Below are 24,680 nucleotides of genomic sequence, written 5' to 3'. Positions count from 1 at the left end.
TCAGTAGTGAAACGATGCATCGCCGATGGTAGTGTGGGGTTTCCCCATGTGAGAGTAGGTCATCGTCAAGATTCATTTCGCAAAACCCCTATCTGCGCATGCAGGTAGGGGTTTTGTCTTTTCTGGCTTTTGCTGATTGCGTATTGATAATGCGGCGCTTTGACGCTGCAAGCAAAGGTCATTTGTCTGTATCCTCCTGTGCGCCCCGTTAGTGGGGTGAGATAATATTTCTCGCAATTAAACGTGACTTGTTCGCGCTTAGGCTGCGTCAAGACTTAAGTTCGGGGCAATCCTGGCCCCCGAACCGAGCGATGCCAGCGTACCGTGCTGCGCATTTCTGGACGATTAACGTCCGATCACTTGAGGTTACAAGCAAGATGGCCAAGGCCGCCGATGTCGTTGTGCAATGCCTGGAAAACGAAGGTGTCGAGTATGTGTTCGGCATTCCTGGTGAGGAAAACCTCGACCTGCTGGAATCCCTGCGCAAGTCGAAGATCAAGCTGGTACTGACCCGCCATGAGCAGTCCGCAGGTTTCATGGCCGCCACCTATGGTCGCCTGACCGGCAAGACTGGCGTCAGCCTGTCGACCCTGGGCCCTGGCGCGACCAACCTGGTAACCGCCAGTGCCTATGCCTATCTGGGCGGCATGCCGATGATGATGATCACCGGCCAAAAGCCGATCAAGAAGTCCAAACAGGGCCGCTTCCAGATCATCGACGTGTGCGGCATGATGGACCCCATCACCAAGTACACCCACCAGTTCGCTTCGGCCGACAACATCCCGGCACGTATGCGCGAAGCATTCCGTCTGGCTGAGGAAGAAAAACCGGGCGCTGTACACCTGGAGCTGCCTGAAGACATTGCCGCCGAGCAAACCGACGCGCTGCCGATCCCGCGCAGCCTGCACCGCCGTCCGCTGGCCGAGCACGTGGCCATCGAAGCTGCGGTAGAAAAACTGCAAAAAGCTCGCAGCCCGATTCTAGTGATCGGCGCCGGCGCCAACCGCAAGATGACCGCCAAGGTCCTCAAGCAGTTGATCGACAAGACCGGTATCCCGTTCATCACCACGCAGATGGGCAAGGGTGTGGTCGACGAACGCCACCCGCGCTTCCTCGGCAACGCCGCGCTGTCCTCCGGTGATTTCGTCCACCGCGCCATTGAAGCGGCCGACCTGATCATCAACATCGGCCACGACGTGATCGAGAAGCCACCGTTCTTCATGGTCCGTGGCGGCACCGAAGTCATCCACATCAGCTTCCGTTCCGCCGAAGTCGACGCGGTTTACTTCCCACAAGTGGAGGTGATCGGTGACATCGCCAACGCTGTATGGCAGATCAGCGAAGCCCTGACCGACACCGCTCACTGGGACTTCACCCGCCTGATGGCCATCCGTGAGGCCAACGAAGCTCAAATCGCCGAAGGCGCCGATGACGATCGCTTCCCGGTCTACCCGCAGCGCCTGGTTGCGGATATCCGCCGCGTGCTGCCATCCGAAGGCATCGTCGCCTTGGATAACGGTATCTACAAGATCTGGTTCGCTCGTAACTACAAGGCGCACAAGCCCAACACCGTGCTGCTGGACAACGCCCTGGCGACCATGGGCGCTGGCTTGCCATCGGCCATGGCCTCGCATCTGGTTTACCCGGATCGCCCGGTAATCTCGGTATGCGGTGACGGCGGCTTCATGATGAACAGCCAGGAACTCGAAACCGCAGTGCGTCTGGGCATGCATATCACCGTCGTGATCCTGCGTGACGATGGCTACGGCATGATTCGCTGGAAGCAGGCCAACATGGGCTTCACCGATTTCGGTCTGGACTATGGCAACCCGGACTTCGTCAAGTACGCCGAAGCCTACGGTGCCAATGGCCACCGCGTGGAAAGCGCCGAGGGTCTGCTGCCGCTGCTGGAGCACTGCATCAAGACCCCAGGTGTCCATGTGATCGACTGCCCTGTCGACTACAGCGAGAATGACCGCATCCTCAACAGCGAACTGCGTGAGCGCGCGCTGGCGGTTTAAGCTGTAACGGCCCTTCTCACGGGCAAGACTGCTCCAACGTAAACTGGAGCTGGCTTGCCCGCGTTTCTTTCTGGCAGTAGCTATTCAGCGCACTGCAGTGTGATTGATCCATCATGCTCATGCTCCACTAATCGGAGCACCAGATCATGACCATCGGATCGACGCACAATCATCCCGCTGATTTGGCCATCGAGCCAGACGGCCTCATCCAGCCATGGGCTGTCCGTTTCCCTAACCCCCCAGACCTTTGTTTTGACTATCGCCGGTTGGTTGAGCAGGCTGGCGGAATAGCGAGCGCCACACGCCATGAACATCGTATTTGCATAGTAGGTGCCGGCGTCACCGGTTTGACTGCTGCGCGAGAGCTATTGCGCTGCGGCTTCACCCATATCACGTTGATCGAGCAATCCCGACGTGTAGGCGGTCGTCATCTGACGGTGGTGAACAACGGTGAAGATTATAAACAGCCCTCGACACCCTTCGAGATGGGGGCCATGCGCATGCCGTTCTTCAATAGAAGCGTTGAGGCACCTAAAGCCGGGCGCTCGCTGATGGCGCACTACGCCCAGTTATTCGATCTGCACATTTCCGATTTTCCAAATCCCGGTACACGATGGGTCAATGCCACAGGTATTTATCTGCGGGAAGGTCAGCTGGAGGGTAAGGGCGAGCCGGAGCTGTTGTTGTGGCATAACCCGGAGGGTGATACGCCACCACCAAGCACCATACTGGCGTCGGTTCATGACAAATGGCGGCGTTTCGCTGAGCAGTTCGCAGAACGGGTGGCAGCTGTGTACGGTACGCAAGAGTGGCAGGCGATGTGGTCAGCCATAGTCGAACGTTATCATCGGTTGTCATTCCGTGAACTGGTCCGAATGCCAGTTCTGCAGGCTTGGGACCCAAAAAAGGCAGGTGACTTCGGCGGGTTGGGCATGACGCGGGAGGAGTCTGCCGTTTTTTATGCAATCGGCATTGGTGATGGCAGTTGGGGAGCCTTCTATGACGTCTGCTGCCTATATCCGCTGCGCACAGCCATTTTCGGTTTCAGTAGCCACTTGCAGTTGGTCCATGGCCGAGTCGATCAAGATGGCGACCCTTTAGCCGCCCCTTACCTTGGAGCAGGCAGCGTGTCTGACAGCAGAGGGCTTCAGTTTCAGGCGCCTGCATATATTGGCCTGGCTGCCCTTGATGAATGCTTGCTGTTCATGGACATCGAGGGACCAGACTCATCGCTCTATCGCCATTTGCTGACACGAAAGGATGGCCTACTGACCGATAGTTCGGTAAGTGGGCTTCACAAGCAACCCGACGGAAAGATCCGAGTTGAGTATCGCTGGCAGCATAGCCAGCCAGAGCGAGTGCAATTACTCGATGCAGCGTTTGACAGCGTCATCCTCACTACGCCTTCGTGGCTCATTGAAACAAATATGCGCCTGGAAGGTTTCAGCCAAGAGATGTTGCCTCGATCGGTGATTGATGCCTGGACACATGCCCACTGGGAAACTAGCTGCAAAATCTACGCACCGTTGCACAAAAGCTTTCTAGACCTTAATAAACGGCTGCCTCAGATTCTGGTAACCGACAGCTTCGTGCACGATGTCTACGCCTACCGCTACAACGACCGTTACCCAGAGGACTGCATCCTGCTGAGTTACACCTGGGAGGATGATGCAACGAAACTGGCCGTTTTTACTGATGACGAACTGGGCGATAAATGCATCAAAGAACTCGACCGCATTCTGTTGCGCTGCAGCAATATTGCAGAACCCATTTCGCCCTACATCGATACCCGAAACATTCGCATACAACGATGGATGACAGACCGAAACGCATTGGGCTGTGCGAAGTTGTATCGTCCCGGCACCTATTATGATGCTGTCAGCCTGATGAAGTATAACCGTGACTTCAGCTGCGCTTCTGGGCTCTACCTGGCCGGCGAATCCTTCTCCGTCGACGCTGGCTGGACAGAGCCTTGCCTTCGCACGGCCATCGATGCCGTGATCAATCTGTGCAATCACACCTCTGCTCGTTTCAATGGGGGGTTCGATCTTGTCCACTATCCGCATTACCAGGTTCAGTAAGTGCGGGGATTCGAAGCATATTCCTAGGCTTTATCTTACATCCTGATTCGCCTTTTCCTTCAAGCCCCGTGGGTGTCCCCTGACTGTCGCGCCACGGGCAACTCCCGTTTTACTTGGCGTCCTTCCACAACAATCAAAAACGAAGGAAGCCGTCATGTCTGTATCCAGCAGTGCTGTAAGTCCCGTCCGTATCGCCGTCATTCAATTCGACCCGCAAGTGGGTCTGGAGCACGCTGAAAGTAACTTGAGCCGAGGTTTGGCCCTGGCCTGCCGTGCAGTCAGCGAAGGCGCCAATCTGATTGTGCTGCCGGAGCTTGCAAATACAGGCTACACGTTCCATTCGCGAGCCGAAGCCTATGCGCATGCCGAAGTCCTGAACCATGGTCCAAGTCAGCAAGCCTGGGCCGAGTTCGCGCAAAGCAATCAGGTCTACCTTGCTGCCGGCTTCGCCGAGCGGGACGGCCTGAGACTCTATGACAGTGCCGTGCTGTTCGGCCCACAAGGCCGCCTCGGGCACTATCGCAAGGCGCACTTGTGGAACCAGGAGAAGCTTTGGTTTACCCCAGGAGACCTGGGCTTTCCGGTTTTCGAAACGCCGATTGGCCGCATCGGGCTGCTGATTTGCTGGGATATCTGGTTCCCTGAAGTGTCGCGGCTGATGGCGGGTCAAGGAGCCGATATCATTTGCAGCTTGAATAACTGGGTGTGGACACCGCCGCCACTGTTCGATGCGGCGGGGCGCTGCATGGCTTCGTACCTCACCATGACCGCTGCCCACGTCAACAATCTCTACATCGCAGCCGCAAACCGCATTGGTAATGAGCGGGGAGGGCGCTTCCTTGGCTGTTCGTTGATTGCAGGTACAGATGGCTGGCCGATTGGAGAGGTCGCCGATGCGCAGGAGCAATGCATCGTCTACGCCGATGTCGACCTGAGTGCAGCGCGCTCGGCCCCCATCTGGAACAGCCTCAACGACCTGCCGCGAGACCGTCGTACCGATTTATACGATGCCGCGCTGGGTTATCGCATGCATCCTCTGATGCCACGCTGAGGGGGTCTTATGGAACAGACATCTCCTTGCGCGCGGCATCACATGCTGTTGTTCACCCTGCTGACCCTCGTAGCATTGCTGCTCGCCAGTGTGGTGGTTAGCCCATTTTCTGACTACGCAACGCTGTCCGCTTCACTGGATCAGCCATTGAGCCGGCTGCGCTGGATCGTCGGCGATATCAGTGAAGTTGCCTTCTATAAACACGAGTTGCCAGCGCTGGGCATGCTGGTGGGCGCCTGCCTGGCCCATTTTGCACATGTGCAGGGATATCGTTGGCAGGGCTTCGCTATCTGCTATGGTAGCGGCCTGTGGCCCTGGTTGTTCATGAGCTCTCTGCTTGGCCTGCTGCTAAGCCATATGCTCTGGGGTTGGACACTGGCTAGCGGTCTCTGGCAACCCACCTTTGTGGCCTTCGTTTCGTTGCCGGCTGCCATGGTGCTGTTGTTCGGCGGCGGCTGGCGCGTCTGCCTCTCAGGGGCGTTGCTGGGAGCCGTGTTGGTGACGCCTGCCAGCCTGCTGTTGGTCAACTTCCTGTGCTACCCACTGCAGGTTCCGGTGGTGATTGGCAACGTTTGCGGCATGGCGCTGGCAAGCCTGTTGGCTTTCATGCTTTGTAAGCGCTTTCCATCTTTGGTGCGTGACGGCTTGCGTCCTCGAATGCCGGCGCTCGTCACTGACAAACCAGATTACGGTGCGTTTTGGGTGTTGCGTCGGGTGCTTGCCGACTTCAGCGAAGCAGCGTTTTTCGGTAATGAGCTGGCCAGCCTGGGTCTGCTGACTGGGGCGCTGCTCGCCTATGCGTTAGCCCCGCTAGGCCCCGCCTATGGCTCTGAGTTGTTGTTGCCCATGCTTGTCGGCCAGGCCTTGGCCTCGCTACTGGGTGTGTTGCTTTGGCGGCGCCATTGGCGAGCGCGTGGTTGGTATCCGACCTACATTCCCATCGTATCGGTGGTGCCTGCCTCAGTGCTGACACTGGGTGGTGACTGGCTCGTGGTGCTGAGCAGTGCCGCCCTCGGGGCGCTGTTTGCGCCGCCTTTAGCGGCAGCTATCAGTCAGCGCTTGCCGGGTTACATGCACGGTTATATCGGCAACGTTGTATCAATGGCCATTTGCACATTTGGCATCGTATCGCTACTCGTGCTGATCAGAGGAGCTGGAGTATGAGCGAGAAAACCCGTCTGCCTCGATTATCGCTAGGCTGCTTGGGGGGAACGGTCAGCATGCAGCCAGCGTCGCCAGGCAAAGGGATAACGCCGAGCCTGGAAGGCGATGATTTGTTGGCTGCAATACCGCAGCTAGCAGCGCTTGCCGAAATCACCAGCGTTACGCTTTGCTTGCTGCCCAGTGCATCGCTGACCTTCCAGATCATGCTAGACGTGTTGGCCTGGGCGCGTTGTGAAGTGGAGCGTGGAGCCCAGGCGGTGGTGCTGACCCAAGGTACGGACACACTTGAGGAGTCTGCCTATCTCCTTGATAGGTTGTGGCCTTACGACATCCCTCTAGTTATGACGGGGGCCATGCGTGCGGCCAGTCAGCCGGGTAATGATGGGCCGGCCAACCTGTTGGCTGCAGTGCAGGTGGCACTGTCGATCAACAGTCACGGGCGTGGCGTGCTGGTTGTAATCAACGATCAGATTCATCAGGCCGCCCATGTTCGCAAGACTGCCAGCATGGCGATGGCTGCCTTCCAATCCCCTGGATGTGGGCTGGAAGGGTGCGTGGTGGAAGGGCGAGTGCTTTATCGATGCTCTGCCGCGCCGCGCAGGGTCCTGGCGCCGCCACAACGGTGCGATCAGCGTGTCGCACTTATCGAGGCCTGCCTGGATGCCGATATTGCACTGCTAGAGACCATTCCTGCGCTGGGCTACGAGGGGCTGGTCGTCGCCGGGTTCGGGGCTGGCCATGTATCAGCTGCCTGGTCCGAGGCACTGGCGCGGATCGCTCGTGACATGCCGGTGATCGTGGCCAGCCGTACCGGTTGTGGGCCGACTGCTGACGCCACTTATGGCTTTGTCGGTGCTGAAATCGACCTGCAAGCCAAAGGCGTGTACATGGCCGGGATGCTCTGCCCACGCAAATGCCGAGTGTTGCTGTGGCTGCTGATTGGCCAGAGTAACCCAGTGGTATTGCCAGACTGGCTGGCGCACTAGGGAAAATGCCCGCCGAGCCAAGGCGGCGGGCGAACCTGCAGCAGTCCTGTGCTAGGGTGCACACACCTTTGCTTTCCAGGACCTGAACCCATGCTGCCACCACTGAGCGAAAAAGAACTCGCCCGCCTCCAAGACCTGCTGATCACCTACGGCAACGACTACTCGGTGCTCAACCTGGCCGAGCTCAACGGCTTTTTCACTGCGTTGGCCAGCTCCCCGGTCGACGTGCTACCAGAGCAATGGCTGCCCACTGTGGCAGGTGGCAAAGTCCCTAAATTCAAGAAGCCTGCCCATGAGGAGGCCTATACCGCATTGATGCTGCGTTATGCCGACCAGGTCGCCGAGCAACTTGCGCAAGACCTCGAAGGCTTCGAGCCGCTGTTCGAGCACAGTGAGGCCGAGGAGGGCCCTGCGATCATCATGGAGGAGTGGTGCTTTGGCTACATGCGCGGCACGCAGGTCGCGGCGTGGGGCGAACTGCCGCCAGAACAGGACCAACTGCTCAAGGCGATTTCATTGCATGGGCTAGAAGACAATTTCGAGTTGCTCGATGCCATGAGCTTTGATGAATTGCAGGCCTGTGTGCCACAGGTTGTGCAAGCGGCGCGTAGCCTCTATCGGTACCAGAAGCATTCCCGGCATTGACCGCATGATTGTTTCGCTAGGCGAAATTATGGTTTGCTTCCCGCGCTGATTCACCTGCCAGGCGAATGACCGCAAGATGAGCTCCAACCGGGCACCACCGTGGTGCCCTCTTGGAGCCTGCATCATGATCAAATTCTACAACTTCCCCAAATCAGGCCACGCTCACCGTATCGAGCTGATGCTGTCGCTGCTCGACCTTCCCAACGAGCAGGTATTCGTCGACCTTGCCAAAGGCGCGCATAAGCAACCTGAGTTTCTTGCCCTCAATCCATTCGGCCAAGTGCCGGTGATCGAGGATGACGGCAACGTCATCGCCGACTCCAACGCCATTTTGGTCTACCTCGCTGCCACGTACGACAAGGCTGGCAATTGGCTGCCTCATGATCCGCTGAACGCCGCCCGGGTGCAGCGCTGGCTGTCGGTGGCTGCCGGCCCACTGGCCTTCGGCCCTGCCGCTGCCCGCTTGGTGACCGTGTTTGGCGCAGCCTTCAACACCGACGAAGTGATTGGCCGTGCGCATACCTTGCTCAAGGTCATGGAGGGCGAACTGGCCAAGGCGGCCTTCCTCATCGGCGACCAGCCGACCATCGCCGATGTAGCCAACTATTCGTACATCGCTCACGCACCAGAAGGCAATGTATCGCTGGAGCCCTACCCGAATGTACGCGCCTGGCTGGCCCGTATCGAAGCGCTGCCTGGCTTCGTCGCCATGCCACGCACCGCTGTGGGGCTACAAAGCCACATCTGAGCCACTCACGCACCTGAGGACTGTCGCCATGACGCAACTTCCCAACCATCGGATCTCGCCCTGGCATGCCGGTGAGAAGCGCCTGCAGGAGCAGGTGGGAGTGTCGCAGCGCATGGAAGTGTTCGGGCAGAAGGTCATCCGTGACTACATGCCCGACCAGCACCGCACGTTCTATCAGCAACTTCCGTTCATCATCGCCGGCTCTGTGGATCAGGCCGGCCGCCCCTGGGCGACCCTGCTCGAAGGCCCGGAAGGCTTCGTGAACTCACCCGACCCCCGGCAATTGCTGATCACGGCTCATCCTGCCGATGACGACCCTGCCATGCCGGGGCTGGCGGCTGGAGGGGCTATCGGCCTGCTGGGCATCGAGCTGCACACGCGTCGGCGCAATCGCATCAATGGGCAGATCGCTCAGGCGGCCGATGGCAGTCTGACCGTGCAGGTCGAACAGGCCTTCGGCAATTGCCCGCAATATATTCAACTGCGTGAATACACCCGGGTCGATGAGCCGGCTCAAAAGCGCGTCGATGCCCATAGGCTCGATGCCGTGACGAGCCAGATGATCGCCGCTGCAGACACCTTCTTCGTTGCCAGTTACATCGAGGATGAAAACGCACAGCGTTCGGTGGATGTCTCGCACCGTGGCGGGCGCCCCGGCTTCGTCAGGGTTGAAGGCAACCGCCTGACCATCCCCGACTTTGCCGGCAATTTGCATTTCAATACCCTTGGTAACCTGCTGGAGAATCCGCATGCCGGTTTGCTGTTCGTCGACTTCACCACTGGCGATGTGCTGCAGCTCAGCGGGCGCACCGAGCTGGTGCTGGACAGCCCGCTGATCAAAGCTTTCGAGGGCGCTGAACGGCTTTGGACACTGGACATCGAGCGCGTTGTGCTGCGCCGGGCCGCAGTCAGCCTGCGCTGGGTATTCAACGAGTATGCGCCGACCAGCCTGATGACTGGCACCTGGGAGCAGGCCGACCAGCAGTTGCAGCAGCGCCAACGCCAGGGCCAGTGGCTGACCTGGCAAGTGCTGCGGGTGGAGCAGGAGAGTCGTGACATCCGCTCGTTTTACCTTGCGCCCGATGCGCCAGTGGCATTCGCACCTGGGCAGCATATCCCCGTGCAGATTGCGTTGCAGGGCGCGGCGCCGTCGATTCGCACCTATAGCCTGTCCAGCGCCCCTAGAGACGAGTTCTTGCGCATCAGCGTCAAGGCGCAAGGCCCGGGGTCGCGCCATTTGCATGGGCAGATTGGGCCAGGCAGTACCTTGAAGGTGCGTTTGCCAATGGGCAGCTTCACGCTGGACAGCGCAAGCGAGCGCCCCGTGGTGTTGCTCGGCGCCGGGGTGGGCATCACCCCGCTGCTTGCCATGCTACGGGCATTGCTGGCGGCCGGGCAGGCGCGCCGCATCTATTTGTTCCACGGTGCGCGAAGCCTGAGTGACCTGCCGTTTCAACAGGAGCTGGCGCACTTGCAGCACCGCGCTGGGCCACGCTTGCGCCTGCATCGTTCACTGAGCCAGCCTGAGGCCCACGCCGTGCCAGGGCGTGATTATGAGCACACAGGGCGCCTTGGCATTGCCCAGGTCAAGGCGATGCTGGCATTGGACGATTATGACTTCTACCTGTGTGGCCCTGCCAGCTTCACGCAGGACCTGTACGAGGGGCTGCGCAGTGTGCACGTGCCGGATGCCCGCATCCATGCCGAAGCCTTTGGGCCATCGACCTTGCGCCGGCATGGCGAAGTCCCTCAGCCAACTTGGCAGCAGCCTCCAGCTGCCAGTGAGCCGGTGCCCGTGTACTTCGCCAGTTCTGCCAAAGAGGCGCGTTGGGCGCCGGGTAGTGGAACCTTGCTGGAGCTGGCTGAAGCCCGGGGGCTGACCCCGGATTTCAGCTGCCGCGGTGGCTCTTGCGGAACCTGTAAAACCAAGGTGGTCAGCGGGCAGGTGCATTACCCCAATCCACCCGCCGAGCGGCCAGAGGAGGGCACCGCGCTGATCTGTTGTGCGGTGCCGGCTCAGGCTCTGGTTCTTGAGCTTTGAGCTGGCCCCTGAGCGAACCGATGGCTGATAATGCCGCAACACTCAGGGCCCAGGAGCCTGCATGGACCAGATCCACCTGATGAAGGTGTTCGTGGCTGTCGGCGAGCTGGAAAGCTTTGCCGCTGCCGCCCGGCGCCTGGATATTTCCCCGGCAGCGGTTACCCGCGCTGTCAGCGCACTCGAAGAGCAGATTGGGGTCAAGTTGCTGCTGCGCACTACCCGCAGCGTGCGGCTGACCGAAGCAGGCGGCCGCTACCTGGAAGACACCCGGCACATCCTGGCCAGCATTCACGAGGCCAACGAGGCCGCTGCCGGTATCAACGCAACGCCAAAAGGCGAATTGGCCATTACGGCGCCGATCCTGTTTGGCAAGAAATTCGTCATGCCTTGCATAGTGCGCTACCTGCAACAGTACCCTGAGGTGGATGTATCGGCATACTTGCTCGACCGGGTAGTGAACATGGTCGAGGAGGGCATGGATGTGGCCGTGCGCATCGGGCCGCTGCCCGATTCTGGCCTCAAGGCCCTGCCCGTGGGACGAGTGCGGCGCATGCTGTGTGCCTCGCCCGATTACCTGGCGCGCATGGGCGAGCCCCGACACCCGTCGGATTTGTCGAAACATTGGGTGATCGCCACCACCAACCTGTCACCGCGCGCCGGCTGGCGCTTTGGCCTGGCCGACGAACCGACCCTGGTGCGCTTGAACCCACGCTTGACGGTCACCAGCAACGACGGTGCGATCGCGGCAGCCGTTGGCGGCTTGGGCATCGCCCGGCTGCTGTCGTATCAGGTGGTCGATGAACTGGCCAGCGGCCAGTTGCAGGTCATTCTCGCCGATTACGAAGAAGCCCCGTGGCCCATCCACGTGCTGCACCGCGAAAGCAAGTACGGCTCCGCCAAGGTGCGGTCGTTCATCGACCTGCTGGCGCAGGACCTACGCGCTCGACAGTTGGACTGACCGGCCAACTGTACTCGGCCACCTGCCAACCCAGGGCAACTAAAGTGCTTGGTACTGCATCTTGAACCCCAGACTGGTCGTATCGTGCGCCTGCAATAACTTCAACCCAGGCCGCCCTGGCAGGTGGTGCGCATTGATTGGGTGGCTCACTGGCTCAAAGCAGAAAAATGGCTGCTGATGCGGGCAGAACAGCAAAAAGTGCTCGGCGCCGCTGGCACTGCACACCAGCCGATACCCTGCGCTTGGATGCTCGATCACGCAGTCGCCTGGCCATCCGCTGAAGGCATGGTCGACCGTTTCGGCAGGCAGAAGCTGTGCTGTGGTCAAGCGCCACGGCTGTGGAATATCGGCTTGGCGTGATGGCAATTGTTCTGCGTCCGCCAGCCATACCGTGCGCGCGTGCGCACGCACTCGCGTATCGCGATAGCGCGGAAAATAGGGGTGCAAGCCCAGTCCATACCACGTGGCAGCCTTATCTTGATGAGTCACTTGCAGATCAAGGCTCAAACAGCCCTCCTGCAGGCGCACTTCCAATGTTGCCCGGTAGGCGAACGGCACAGTGCTATCGAGGCTGAGACGGGCCAGGCCATCGCTGTGCTGCTCGACTTGCCAGGCCTGTTGCCAGGCGCTGCCGTGGATCGGGTAAGGATCATGGCTGGTGTTCGGGCTCAGCGTCACCCAGCCATCTGGGCGCAGAAAACCGCCCCCGGCAATACGGTTGGACCAGGGCGCCAAAGGGTAGCAGCCCATTCGCCGCGGGTTGCCGCTGGCCAGCGCTGCTTCGTCCGTGTAGCGCAGCAGCGCCTGGCCGTTCGCCTTGGCCCGCCAATTGACCAGGCTGGCGCCCAGTTCCGGTGCCAGGCTCAGGCGTGTCAGGCGATCTTGCAGGTGTAGCATCAGGGCCTCCGGTAGGTCAGCAGAACGATGCCGCACACCACCACGGCGCCGCCCAGCAGTTGCAACCCGCTCAGTTGCTGGCCAAGTAACGCCCAGCCCAGCAACAAGGTGGCGATGGGTTCGACATTCATCACCGGCGCGTTCTGCGCCATGTTCAGCCTCGGCACGCAGACGAACAGCAAGGTAAAGGCCACGCCATACAGCACCACCAAGCTGGCCAGCGCCACCCAACCGCTGGTGCTGGCTGGCAACGATAAGCCTGCAGGCATTACCCCGCTCAAACCCGCAACCAGCATGCTGCTGAACACGATTAACAGGGTAAGAAGGCTGCGCACCGGGCCGCGGACGGCGGCCAGTTTGTGGTCAGTGATCCACAGGGCACCGGCGAATACGCAGGCCGCGCACAGTGCCAGGCTCACGCCTAAAGCCCAGTGCGGGTTGGCGTCACCGGTATCGGCCAACCGGGCAGGGACATCCAGCGCCAATACCAGGCCGCACAGGATCAGGCCCATCAATAGCACCGTACGCCGGGTGGGGCGTGCGCCTCCCAGGGCCCAGGTCAGTAGCGCCAGAATCATCGGAAAGGTGTTGCCTACCAGCAGCGCCAGGGCCACTGGAATACGTGCCACTGCCGAATACAGGCACAGGCTTTGCGTAGCGATCAGCAGCCCCAGCAGCAATTGCCAGCGCCGTGTCCCGGCGGGCAGGCCCAGTGGTTGGCGCTGCCACATTACAAGGCAGGCCAAGGCCAGCAAGGTCACCCCCGAGCGGCAGAGAATCGCCAGCAGCACGCCGGTATCGTCATCGAATGCGATGCGCGCGGCGATGTGGTTGCCGGCGAACGCGCACGCCAGCAGGGCGAGCAGAGCGATGGCCAGTTTACGCGGGAAGATGATTGCAGTAGAGCAGGGAGTAGCCATGTGCAGGTCCGTTTGCAGTAAGACCGAAGGGCCGCAGCGCGGCCCCTCGTTACGATTACAAGACGACGCTGGGTAACCACAGCGAAATAGCTGGGATATAGGTCACCGCCATCAGCACCAGAAACAGCGCCACATAAAACGGCAACAGCGCTTTCACGGTGGCCTCGATACTGACCTTGCCAATCGCTGACCCGACGAACAGCACCGCGCCTACTGGCGGTGTGATCAGTCCGATCCCCAGGTTCACCAGCATGATCATGCCGAAATGCACAGGGTCCACGCCGATACCAGTGATCACTGGCAGCAGGATTGGTGTCAGGATCAGAATCAGCGGCGCCATGTCCATCACCGTGCCCAACAGCAGGAGCATGAAGTTGATGCACATCAGGATCACATAGCGGTTATCCGACAGGGTCAGAAACGCCGTGGTGATCTTCGACGGGATCTGCATCAGGGTCATCACGTAGCCAAAGCTTGCGGCAAAGCCAATCAGGATCATCACGATCGAGATGGTGCGCACTGTGCGGTGCATCAACTTGGGCAGGTCGCGCCACTTATAGTCGCGGTAGATGAACATGGTCACGAAGAACGACCACACCACCGCCACCGCAGCCGATTCTGTGGCGGTGAACACCCCCGAGAGGATGCCGCCCAGGATGATCACCATGGCCATGAGGCCCCACAAGGCTTCACCGGCGATCTTCAACGCCTGGCGCAGCGGGATCACCTCGCCCTTGGGGTAGTTGCGCTTCTTGGCGAAGATCAGGCACAGGCCCATCATCACCGCGCTCAGCAGCAGCCCAGGCATCACCCCGGCCATGAACAGCGAAGCGATCGACACCGTGCCGCCTGCCGCCAGCGAGTAGAGCACCGAGTTATGGCTGGGAGGGGTCAGCAGTGCCTGCACCGAGCCGCTGACCGTGACGGCGGTGGAAAACTCACGTGGGTAGCCCTTGCGCTCCATTTCTGGAATCAGCACCGAGCCCACCGACGCGGTATCTGCCACCGACGAACCCGAGATGGCGCCGAAAAAGGTCGATGCGGTGATGTTCACCAGCGATAGGCCGCCGCGCACGAAACCCACCAGCACCCCGGCGAATGCCACCAGCCGGCGCGACATGCCACCCTCGGCCATGATGGCGCCGGCAAGCACGAAGAACGGAATGGCCAACAGCGAGAACTTGTTAACCCCACTGGCGACCTGAATCATCATCGCCTGCAGCGGTATATCGATGTACCACGCCCCGATCAGCGCCGACAATCCCAACGCATAGGCGACCGGCATTCCCAGCAGGATCAGCGCAATGAAACTGCCCAACAGAATGAACGCATCCATTTACGCCGCCCCCTCGGTTTCTTCCACCAGGTCGTACTGCACCACCCTGCGCTGGCTTTGGTCGCCGAGCAGGAGCTTTTCCAGCACGAATATCAACGTCAGCACCCCGCCGACCGGGATCGGGGCATAGCTCATGCCCACCCGCACGCTGGGCAGTGAGGCCATGTACTGGTTCCAGGTGGTGGCGCATAGCTTGAAGCCGTACCAGGTCATGAACACACACACCGCCAGCATCAACAGCTGGGTGAATATCGCTACCAGTCGCCGCAGGGGTTCAGGCAGGCGGTCGGTGACCATCGCTACCGCCATGTGCGCACCGGCCCGGTAACTGGCAGCCGCGCCGATGAAGGTGAATAGCACCATCAACAATATCGCCACCGGCTCCGGCCAACTGGACCCGGTACCCAGTACGTAGCGGGCGAAGATGCCCCAGGGAATGATCAGGGACATGGTCAGGATCGACAGCCCAGCCACCCAGATGCAGGCTCGATAAAGCCCGTCGTTGACGCTCAGCACAAGCATTTTCATAGGCATCACCAAAGCGGCAGGGCGACGGGCGTCGCACTGCCGAGGCCATCTTGGGAAGGGTTACTGAACGGCGTCGATGCGCTTCATCAGGTCGGCGTACTGGGCACCGTACTTCTCGCGCACCGGGGCGGTGGCATCGAAGAACGGCTTGGTGTCGACGGCGATGAACTCGACACCCGCCGCCTTGAGCTTCTCTTCGCTGGCAGCAGATTTGGCATCCCATAGCGCGCGCTCTTCCATTTGCGCTTCGCGGGCGACTTTCTGCACCAGTGCCTGCTGTTCGGGTGAGAGCTTGTTCCAGGTGGTTTTCGACATCACCACCGGCTCCGGCAGAATCAGGTGGTTGGTCAGGGTGAAGTACTTGGCGCTCTGGTAGTGGTTATGTTCGAGCAAGGTCGGCGGGTTGTTTTCGGCGCCGTCGATCACCCCAGTCTGCAGGGCGCTGAAGATTTCACCGGTGTCCATGGCAATGCCGTTACCGCCCATGGCGTTCATCATATCGATGAACAGCGGGTTGCCCTGCACGCGGATCTTCATGCCTTTGAGGTCTTCAAGCTTGCGCACGGGCTTTTTCGTGTACAGGCTGCGCGAACCGCCATCCATCCAGGCCAGGGCAACCAGGTTGAATTCGGAGTTGGTGATCTTATCGAGGATTTCCTGGCCGATCTCGCCGTCGATGACCTTGCGCATGTGTGCGTGGTCTCGGAACACGAACGGCATGTTGAACACGTTCACATCAGGCACTACCGGGCCGACGATGCCAAGGCTGACGCGGGTCATCTGCACCGCACCGATCTGTGCTTGCTCGATCACCTCCTTCTCAGAGCCCAATACCCCGCCTGGGAACATCTTGAACGTGATCTGACCATTGCTGGCCTGTTCAAGCTTTTTGCCCATGTTCTGTTCGGCAACCACGGTCGGGTAACCGGCCGGGTGGATTTCGGCGAACTTGATGTCCAGTGCCGAGGCTGGCATGGACAGGCTGAAAGCGAAGGGAAGTACGGCAAGAAGCAGCTTGCGTTTGAAGGTCATGGTGAAACTCCGTGGTTTTTATTATCTGGTTTCGCGCGTGATGCTGGGTGTTGGGTGATCGGGCCGGCCGCGTTCAAGGACGCCAGGCCGGCTCCTCCAGGCCCTGAACACCGGGGCGTAAAGCAAATACGCCTCCGGCCAGGGGTTGGTCGCTGAGGTCGCCCTCTGCCGGGCGAATGGAGGTGACGAACAAGGTGCTCAAATCGGCGCCGCCAAAGGCACACATCGCCGGTTTTTTCACGGGCACCGTCAGCGAGCGGTCCAGCCGCCCATCCGGGGTGAAGCGATGAATCTGCCCGGCGTCGTTAGCGCAGATCCAGTAGCAGCCGTCGGTATCGATGGCGGCGCCGTCAGGGCGGCCTGGGAAGGCCCGCATGTCGACGAACAGCCGCTGGTTGTGCGGGGTGGCGCTGTCGATGTCGTAATCGAAGGTCCAGATCTTCTGCACGTTGGGATGCGAGTCGGACAGGTACATGCGAGTGCCGTCCGGGCTGAAGGCCAGGCCATTGGGCACGATCATGCCCGTCAGTTGCTGGTGTACCTGGTTTGCGCCATCGACCCGATACAGTGCACCGACATGGGCACCTTGCGGCATGTCCATGAGCATGCTGCCGGCCCAGAAGCGGCCCTGGCGGTCGCAACGCCCGTCGTTCAAGCGCATGCCCGCTTGGGCGTGTTCGACCGCGCTGTACAGGTGGCTTTCAAGGCTACCGTCTGCCTTGGTTTGCAGCTGGAAAACGCCGCTTTCCATGCCCGCCAGCCAACCCTGGGCCGTGCGGGCAATACAGGCCAGCATCTCGTCGCCCTGCCACTGCTGATGGTTGCCATCCTTCCAGCGGTGCAACTGGCGGGCCGGGATGTCCACCCAGTACAGTGCTTGCTCGATCGGGTGCCAAACGGGGCTTTCGCCGGTGCCGTTGCGGGCGTCGACTATCAGTTCGCAGTGCATGCTCAAGCCTCCTGGCCGGGCGCTGAATCAGTTGAAGGGGCCGGATGCGACGAAGGCACCGCCCTGATAGACCATGCTCGGGTCGTCGGCGGCTGGCGCAGGTTGGGCCTCTACCGCTGCGCGAAACACTTCGGAGCTGTCCTTGGGCTGGTAACCCAAGTGCGCAGCGTGGCGGTTGTCCCACCAGACGGTGCGGTTGGCCGATGCGCCGTAGACCACGGTATGGCCAACCCCAGGGGTGAACAGGCCGCGCTCGATCAGTTGGGTCAGGTCGTCGTAGCTCAGCCACGTGCAGAGCATGCGTGGGTTTTGTGGCGCCTCGAACGAAGAGCCGATGCGAATGCTGACGGTTTCTATGCCATAGCGGTCGAAATAGAAGCTGGCGACATCCTCGCCGTAGCACTTCGACAGCCCGTAGTAGCTGTCAGGCCGGCGCAGGGCGTGGGCATCGATCGATTGGTCCTGGCGGTAGAAGCCGATCACGTGGTTGGAGCTGGCGAAGATAATGCGCTTGACCCCGTGCTTGCGGGCCGCTTCGTAGATGTGAAACACACCGCAGATGTTGGGGCCCAGAATGTCCTCGAACGCATGCTCGGTAGACACGCCGCCGAAGTGCACGATGGCATCGACGCCTTCGACCAATGCATGGACCGCAGCCTTGTCGGCAAGGTCACAGGTGATGACTTCTTCTTGAGGCCCGCTGGCGGGTGCCATGGGCGCGATGTCGGAAAGGCGCAAGACTTCGGCGCAGCCAGCGAGGCGTTGGCGAAGGACCTGGCCCAGGCCGCCTGCCGCTCCGGTGAGCAGCAGGCGCTTGAAGGGGGTGATGGTCATGGCAGCTCTACTTGTAATTGTTGTAAGTTGTCGTATGACTTGGGTGATTATCGACAGTGCTTCCGCGGGTTGTCAATGCTGCTTGTCTGGCTTTGTTTTTCTCTTTGCGGCGCAAGCCGCTGTTACGGGCTTGGGTCAATTGCAAAAGCAGGCCTGGTGGCAGCGGGTTTGCCCGTGAACACGGGCCAAGCCCGCGCCCTGGGATCACAACAACGACAGCGGATAGTTGAAGATCAACCGGTTCTCATCGAATTCATTGTTGCTGTAGTCCCGGCGAATGCTCGAGTTGCGCCATTTCACGCTCAAATCCTTGAACGGCCCGCTCTGGATCACATAAGCCAGCTCCGACTCGCGGACCCATTCCTTGCCGTTGTTCACCGCGCTGGTGTGTACATCACGGCCACTGATATAGCGGTTCATCAGGGTCAGCCCCGGCACTCCGAGCGTGACGAAGTTGAAATCATGGCGCACCTGCCAGGAGCGCTCGTTGGCATTGTCGAAACTGGAGTTGTAACTGTCGTTGGCCAATGTGCCGCCGCTGGTGCCGTTGACTCGCATCCAGGTATCGCCATCGACCTTCTGCAACCCGACCCAGAAGGTATTGCCGCCATATTTGGCCGAGAACATCCCTGAGTAGGTTTTGTTATCCAGTTTGCCGGCACGCTCAGAGCCGTCCTCACCCCCCCGGAAGTAGCCCAGGTTGGCACCGAGGGTCCAGTTACCCAGCGGTTGGCTATGGCTCAATTGCAGATACTGCTGTTCGTACACATCCTTGAGCACCGCGTTCCATGCGCCGAGCAGAGTGCGGTCCTGGTTGAACTTGTATTCACCGCCGACGAAGTTGAACCGATCCGACAGTGCACCGGCGTAACTCATGTCTTCCATGCTTGCGTCGTTGCGCGGGCTGTTGCCACGGAATTGACCGCCGTACAGGGTCAGCCCGGCAATTTCGTTGGAAGTGACTTGGCCGCCGCGAAAGGTCTGTGGCAGGGAGCGCCCGTCGTCCGAGCGCAGGATCGGCAGCACCGGCATCCATTCGCCGATTTTCAGCTCGGTCTTGGAGATACGTGCCTTGCCCGCCACCGCCAGGCGGCCATAGTCATCCGCCGGCCGCCCATCGTCATGGCGTGGCAGCAGTGCTGTACCGTAGGTGCCGCCACCGCCATCGAGCTTCACCGACCACAAGCCCAGCACATCCACGCCCAAGCCCACCGGGCCCTGGGTGAAGCCCGAGCGCGCATCGAGAATGAAGCTCTGAGTCCATTCTTCGGCCTTGCTTTGGGGGTTGCTGGGGTTGGTGAAATTACGGTTGATATAGAAGTTGCGCAGGCCTAACACGGCCTTGCTGTCTTCGATGAAGCCTTGGGCGAGGCTGATGCCCGGGATGCTACCTAGCAGGCTGGCGCCAACAAGTGCAAAGGGGAGGGTGTTATGGCAGATTTTCGACATGGAGAGGATTCGCTTTTGTTGTTTTTGTTATGTGTTGTCATACAACTTCGGCGATTTTTTAACAAGCTGGGAATGAACTGTCAACGCTGCGGAGTGCAATAAGTTCGCGCTGTCGAGTGAATATGTGGTGTCGAAAGCTCTAACTAAGGGCCTTGAATAAAATTAAGGTCATAGTATGACGGCGGCGAATGGGAGCCTTGGCGTTCTTTGGTCTCGAAGAACTGAGCCCTCCCGGTGCTTGGCTTGGACTTGGCTGTGGGGCGCAAATCGCGCGCCGCCCGCGCGCCGCTAGATCTCCCAGGCGCTAAAAGGCTCAAGCCAACGCCCAAAAAAAATCCGACACCAGATTACTGGTGTCGGATTTTTCAACCCCGGCTTGGGCTCAAAAGCTTAAATGAACAGCTTTAGGCCATGCGGCAGCCTTCTTTAGGCTCGGCCCGGACTATCAATCCCAGCTCAACGCACCACCGGTCTGATACTCGATAACCCGAGTCTCGAAGAAGTTCTTCTCTTTCTTCAAGTCCATGATTTCGCTCATCCATGGGAACGGGTTGGTAGTCCCTGGGTACTCTTCCTTCAGGCCAATCTGGGTCAGGCGACGGTTGGCGATGAACTTGAGATAGTCCTCCATCATCGCTGCGTTCATGCCCAGTACGCCGCGTGGCATGGTGTCACGGGCGTATTCGATCTCCAGCTGGGTCCCTTGCAGGATCATCTGGGTCGCTTCTTCCTTCATCGCCGCATCCCACAGGTGCGGGTTCTCGATCTTGATCTGGTTGATCACGTCGATACCGAAGTTCAGGTGCATCGACTCGTCACGCAGGATGTACTGGAACTGCTCGGCAACGCCAGTCATCTTGTTGCGGCGGCCCATGGACAGAATCTGGGTGAAGCCGCAGTAGAAGAAGATGCCTTCCAGTACGCAGTAGTAAGCGATCAGGTTGCGCAGCAGCTCTTTGTCGGTTTCCACGGTACCGGTGTTGAATTCCGGGTCGGAGATGGCGCGGGTGTATTTCAGGCCCCAGGCGGCTTTTTTCGCTACCGATGGGATCTCGTGGTACATGTTGAAGATCTCGCCTTCATCCATGCCCAGCGACTCGATGCAGTACTGGTAGGCGTGGGTGTGGATCGCCTCTTCGAACGCCTGGCGCAGGATGTACTGGCGGCACTCCGGGTTGGTGATCAAACGGTACACGGCCAGGGCCAGGTTGTTGGCAACCAGGGAGTCGGCGGTGGAGAAGAAGCCCAGGTTGCGCATGACGATGCGGCGCTCGTCCTCGGTCAGGCCATCCTGGCTCTTCCACAGGGCGATGTCGCCGGTCATGTTGACCTCTTGCGGCATCCAGTGGTTGGCGCAGCCGTCCAGGTACTTCTGCCAGGCCCAGTCGTACTTGAAGGGCACCAACTGGTTGAGGTCGGCGCGGCAGTTGATCATGCGCTTCTCGTCAACGGCAACGCGGGCCGAGGAGCCTTCCAGCTCGGCCAGGCCTTCGGCGATGTCCAGGGCGTCCAGCGCAGCCTTGGCACGCTTGACCGCATCGGAGTCCGATGCCGTGGCCGCGCGGGCTTCCAACGCGGCAGCACCGCCGGCGCTGTCGAGCTTGTCGAGGGTGGTGGCGGCAGCGGCCTGCGCGGGGGTGTTGCCTTTGGCGGCGACTTCGCCGTCTTCTTTATCGAATTCGTCCCAGCTCAGCATGGTGAGAGTCTCCTGCTTGAGGGTCATCTATGAAGTATGACCGGTGGATCTTGGTTGCGTTGCTTGGCCCCGGGTGGGGTAGTGCGGTGCACGCAAATCTGAATGCCCTTCGAAGGGCTAACCTGGGCGTGGGCGCCCGGGTCTATTGTGTCTGGCCGTGTGGCAGGCTGCGGCAGGGCCGGCCTCTTTGCAGGTGAACCCGACCCCACGACTGCATGGAAAAGAGGCTTCCCGTAGGAAGCCTCAGCCACGCCTTACTGGCAGGCTTCGCAATCCGGCTCGTCGATCGCGCAGGCTTTCGGCACTGGCGCTGGGCCTGCTGCCTGGGCCGGGGCGCTGTCGCCGCCGCTGGATACCGCGTTGAGCTTGCCGGTGTTGATGGTCGACTTCTCGGTGCTGGTCGCGGCCAGGGCACGGAGGTAGTAGGTGGTCTTCAGACCACGGTACCAGGCCATGCGGTAGGTCACGTCCAGCTTCTTGCCCGAGGCACCGGCGATGTACAGGTTCAGCGATTGCGCCTGGTCGATCCACTTCTGGCGACGGGAGGCTGCATCGACGATCCACTTGGTCTCGACTTCGAACGCCGTGGCATAGAGGTCTTTGAGCTCTTGCGGAATGCGCTCGATCTGCTGCACCGAACCGTCGTAGTACTTCAGGTCGTTGATCATTACCGAGTCCCACAGGTCGCGGGCCTTCAGGTCGCGGACCAGGTACGGGTTGATCACGGTGAATTCGCCCGACAGGTTCGATTTCACGTACAGGTTCTGGTAGGTCGGCTCGATCGACTGCGATACGCCGGTGATGTTGGCGATGGTCGCGGTTGGCGCGATGGCCATGATGTTCGAGTTACGGATGCCTTTCTGTACGCGGGCACGGATCGGGGCCCAGTCCAGCGATTCTTCCAGGTTGACGTCGATGTACTTGGCGCCACGGGCTTCGATCAGGATCTGTTGCGAATCCAGCGGCAGAATGCCCTTGGACCACAGCGAACCCTGGAACGTCTCGTAGGCACCGCGCTCGTCGGCCAGGTCGCAGGAAGCCTGGATCGCGTAGTAGCTGACCGCTTCCATCGACTTGTCGGCGAACTCGACGGCAGCGTCGGAGCCGTACGGGATGTGCTGCAGGTACAGCGCGTCCTGGAAGCCCATGATGCCCAGGCCGACCGGGCGGTGCTTGAGGTTCGAGTTACGCGCTTGCGGCACCGAGTAGTAGTTGATGTCGATCACGTTGTCGAGCATACGCACGGCGGTGTTCACGGTGCGTTGCAGCTTGGCGGTGTCCAGCTTGCCATCGACGATGTGGTTCGGCAGGTTGATCGAGCCCAGGTTGCAGACCGCGATCTCGTCCTTGTTGGTGTTCAAGGTGATTTCGGTGCACAGGTTCGAGCTGTGGACCACGCCCACGTGCTGCTGCGGCGAGCGCAGGTTGCACGGGTCCTTGAAGGTCAGCCACGGGTGGCCGGTCTCGAACAGCATCGACAGCATCTTGCGCCACAGGTCTTTGGCCTGGATGGTCTTGAACACCTTGATCTTGTTGTACTCGGTCAGGGCTTCGTAGTACTCGTAGCGCTCTTCGAAGGCCTTACCGGTCAGGTCGTGCAGATCGGGGACTTCCGATGGCGAGAACAGGGTCCACTTGCCGTCATCGAAGACACGCTTCATGAACAGGTCAGGGATCCAGTTGGCGGTGTTCATGTCGTGGGTACGACGACGGTCATCACCGGTGTTCTTGCGCAGCTCGATGAACTCTTCGATGTCCAGGTGCCAGGTTTCCAGGTAGGCGCAGACTGCGCCTTTGCGCTTGCCACCCTGGTTCACGGCCACGGCGGTGTCGTTGACCACTTTCAGGAACGGCACCACACCCTGGGACTTGCCATTGGTGCCCTTGATGTAGGAGCCCAGTGCACGCACAGGGGTCCAGTCGTTGCCCAGGCCACCGGCGAATTTCGACAGCATGGCGTTGTCGTGGATCGCGTGGTAGATGCCCGACAGGTCGTCCGGCACGGTGGTCAGGTAGCAGCTCGACAGCTGCGGGCGCAGGGTGCCGGCGTTGAACAGGGTTGGGGTCGAGGCCATGTAGTCGAACGACGAGAGCAGGTTGTAGAACTCGATCGCACGGGCTTCTTTGTCTTTCTCTTCCAGCGCCAGGCCCATGGCCACACGCATGAAGAACACCTGCGGCAGCTCGAAGCGCACACCATCCTTGTGGATGAAGTAACGGTCGTAAAGGGTCTGCAGGCCCAGGTAGGTGAACTGCTGGTCGCGCTCGTGGTTGATCGCCTTGCCCAGTTTTTCCAGGTCGAATTCGGCCAGCGCCGGGTTCAGCAACTCGAATTCGACACCTTTGGCGACGTAGGCCGGCAGAGCCTTGGCGTACAGGTCGGCCATCTCGTGGTGGGTGGCGCTGTCGGCGACATTGAGGAAGCCCAGGCCTTCGGCGCGCAGGGTGTCCATCAGCAGGCGGGCGGTGACGAACGAGTAGTTCGGCTCACGCTCGACCAAGGTGCGGGCGGTCATCACCAGGGCGGTGTTGACGTCTTTGATGGCCACGCCATCGTAGAGGTTTTTCAGGGTTTCGCGCTGGATCAGGTCGCCGTCGACTTCGGCCAGGCCTTCGCAGGCTTCGCTGATGATGGTGTTCAGGCGCGCCATGTCCAGCGGCGCCAGGGTGCCGTCAGCCAGGGTGATGCGGATGCTCGGGTGCGGCTCGACAATCGACTCGGTGCTGACACGGGTGGCGCGCTCCTTGGCGCGTTGCTCGCGGTATATCACGTAGTCACGGGCGACCTTTTGCTCGCCGGCACGCATCAGGGCCAGTTCGACCTGGTCCTGGATTTCTTCGATGTGGATGGTGCCACCCGATGGCATGCGACGCTTGAACGTAGCGCTGACCTGCTCGGTCAGGCGCGCGACGGTGTCGTGGATGCGCGACGAGGCAGCGGCGGTGCCGCCTTCAACTGCGAGAAACGCCTTGGTGATGGCAACGGTGATCTTGTCGTCGGTGTAAGGGACGACAGTGCCGTTACGCTTGATCACGCGCAATTGGCCGGGGGCAGTGGCGGCCAGATCCTGGTTGGAATCTGCGGCCTGCGGCGCCAAGGCCTGCGGGTTCTCGCGAGTTGTGTCGGTTTGCATGGGTGGGTGTCTCCACAGTTTCAATAGTGTTCAGGCGCCTTCTGAGCGCCCACCGTTCCGTCCACTTGCTCGATGACCTTTGCAGGGGATGCGCCGTGCACGCGCATCCGCCCGCTCGGGCGTACCGACTTCGGGACAGATCAGGAATTTGGGGCAAGAACCTTGCCGCTCCCTGGCCGAAGTCATTTGCTTTGGGCTACACCAAAGCAG

19 protein-coding genes are annotated in these 24,680 nt (G+C 60.3%); 9 read left to right on the top strand and 10 right to left on the bottom strand.

Annotated elements, in window-relative coordinates; genetic code table 11:
* The first annotated feature begins 377 nt into the window (after positions 1-377).
* From J5M56_RS19940 to J5M56_RS19900, 9 genes are all read left to right on the top strand, one after another.
* Positions 378-2,021, top strand: a complete 1,644-nt coding sequence (locus J5M56_RS19940) for an acetolactate synthase large subunit (protein ID WP_060480237.1) — start codon at positions 378-380, stop codon at positions 2,019-2,021.
* Between the two features lie 146 nt (positions 2,022-2,167).
* Positions 2,168-4,102, top strand: a complete 1,935-nt coding sequence (locus J5M56_RS19935; RefSeq protein WP_207937605.1) for an NAD(P)/FAD-dependent oxidoreductase — start codon at positions 2,168-2,170, stop codon at positions 4,100-4,102.
* A gap of 154 nt (positions 4,103-4,256) precedes the next feature.
* Entirely contained in the window at positions 4,257-5,153 is an 897-nt protein-coding gene (locus tag J5M56_RS19930) for a nitrilase family protein (RefSeq protein ID WP_207937604.1), read from the top strand.
* Between the two features lie 9 nt (positions 5,154-5,162).
* A complete protein-coding gene (locus tag J5M56_RS19925) occupies positions 5,163-6,317 on the top strand; it encodes a hypothetical protein (RefSeq protein WP_207937603.1) in 1,155 nt (384 codons plus the stop codon).
* On the top strand, positions 6,314-7,303 hold the full coding sequence (locus J5M56_RS19920; RefSeq protein ID WP_207937602.1) for an asparaginase: 990 nt from the start codon (positions 6,314-6,316) through the stop codon (positions 7,301-7,303). Before J5M56_RS19925 ends, J5M56_RS19920 begins: the two co-directional genes overlap by 4 nt.
* A 90-nt stretch (positions 7,304-7,393) precedes the next feature.
* Positions 7,394-7,948, top strand: coding sequence for a UPF0149 family protein (locus tag J5M56_RS19915; RefSeq protein ID WP_207937601.1), 555 nt, complete (start codon positions 7,394-7,396; stop codon positions 7,946-7,948).
* A gap of 124 nt (positions 7,949-8,072) precedes the next feature.
* The gene (locus J5M56_RS19910; RefSeq protein ID WP_207937600.1) at positions 8,073-8,696 is read left to right on the top strand and encodes a glutathione S-transferase; all 624 of its coding nucleotides are present in this window, start codon (positions 8,073-8,075) and stop codon (positions 8,694-8,696) included.
* A gap of 28 nt (positions 8,697-8,724) precedes the next feature.
* Positions 8,725-10,737, top strand: a complete 2,013-nt coding sequence (locus tag J5M56_RS19905) for a pyridoxamine 5'-phosphate oxidase family protein (protein ID WP_207937599.1) — start codon at positions 8,725-8,727, stop codon at positions 10,735-10,737.
* A 61-nt stretch (positions 10,738-10,798) separates the two neighbouring features.
* On the top strand, positions 10,799-11,695 hold the full coding sequence (locus J5M56_RS19900) for a LysR family transcriptional regulator (RefSeq protein ID WP_186476478.1): 897 nt from the start codon (positions 10,799-10,801) through the stop codon (positions 11,693-11,695).
* 39 nt (positions 11,696-11,734) lie between these two features.
* Here the strand turns inward: J5M56_RS19900 and J5M56_RS19895 are convergent, their stop codons facing one another.
* The 10 genes from J5M56_RS19895 to J5M56_RS19850 all read right to left on the bottom strand — a co-directional run bounded on the left by J5M56_RS19895 (position 11,735) and on the right by J5M56_RS19850 (position 24,470).
* On the bottom strand, positions 11,735-12,592 hold the full coding sequence (locus J5M56_RS19895) for an aldose 1-epimerase (protein ID WP_186476479.1): 858 nt from the start codon (positions 12,590-12,592) through the stop codon (positions 11,735-11,737).
* Positions 12,592-13,512: a DMT family transporter gene (locus J5M56_RS19890; RefSeq protein ID WP_186476480.1), complete on the bottom strand. Its 921-nt coding sequence runs from the start codon at positions 13,510-13,512 to the stop codon at positions 12,592-12,594. Before J5M56_RS19890 ends, J5M56_RS19895 begins: the two co-directional genes overlap by 1 nt.
* Before the next feature lie 55 nt (positions 13,513-13,567).
* Positions 13,568-14,848, bottom strand: a complete 1,281-nt coding sequence (locus tag J5M56_RS19885; RefSeq protein ID WP_085675302.1) for a TRAP transporter large permease — start codon at positions 14,846-14,848, stop codon at positions 13,568-13,570.
* Positions 14,849-15,376: a TRAP transporter small permease gene (locus tag J5M56_RS19880; RefSeq protein WP_186476481.1), complete on the bottom strand. Its 528-nt coding sequence runs from the start codon at positions 15,374-15,376 to the stop codon at positions 14,849-14,851. It abuts the gene before it with no gap.
* Positions 15,377-15,436: 60 nt separating this feature from the next.
* Positions 15,437-16,408, bottom strand: a complete 972-nt coding sequence (locus tag J5M56_RS19875; RefSeq protein WP_186476482.1) for a TRAP transporter substrate-binding protein — start codon at positions 16,406-16,408, stop codon at positions 15,437-15,439.
* 73 nt (positions 16,409-16,481) lie between these two features.
* Positions 16,482-17,357, bottom strand: coding sequence for an SMP-30/gluconolactonase/LRE family protein (locus tag J5M56_RS19870; RefSeq protein WP_186476483.1), 876 nt, complete (start codon positions 17,355-17,357; stop codon positions 16,482-16,484).
* A gap of 27 nt (positions 17,358-17,384) precedes the next feature.
* Positions 17,385-18,191, bottom strand: a complete 807-nt coding sequence (locus J5M56_RS19865; RefSeq protein WP_186476484.1) for an NAD(P)-dependent oxidoreductase — start codon at positions 18,189-18,191, stop codon at positions 17,385-17,387.
* Between the two features lie 204 nt (positions 18,192-18,395).
* Positions 18,396-19,640: an OprD family porin gene (locus J5M56_RS19860; protein WP_060480221.1), complete on the bottom strand. Its 1,245-nt coding sequence runs from the start codon at positions 19,638-19,640 to the stop codon at positions 18,396-18,398.
* A 445-nt stretch (positions 19,641-20,085) separates the two neighbouring features.
* Positions 20,086-21,336 carry a ribonucleotide-diphosphate reductase subunit beta gene (locus J5M56_RS19855; RefSeq protein WP_207937598.1) on the bottom strand — a complete coding sequence of 417 codons (1,251 nt, stop codon included), beginning with the start codon at positions 21,334-21,336 and terminating at the stop codon, positions 20,086-20,088.
* A 254-nt stretch (positions 21,337-21,590) separates the two neighbouring features.
* Complete coding sequence (locus J5M56_RS19850) at positions 21,591-24,470, bottom strand: ribonucleoside-diphosphate reductase subunit alpha (RefSeq protein WP_186476486.1); 2,880 nt, start codon at positions 24,468-24,470, stop codon at positions 21,591-21,593.
* Between the last annotated feature and the right edge of the window lie 210 nt (positions 24,471-24,680).

Origin of the sequence: Pseudomonas sp. 51_B, assembly GCF_017491595.1 — a bacterium.
GTDB lineage: Bacteria > Pseudomonadota > Gammaproteobacteria > Pseudomonadales > Pseudomonadaceae > Aquipseudomonas > Aquipseudomonas promysalinigenes.
This window is presented reverse-complemented; position numbering and strand designations above follow the sequence as displayed.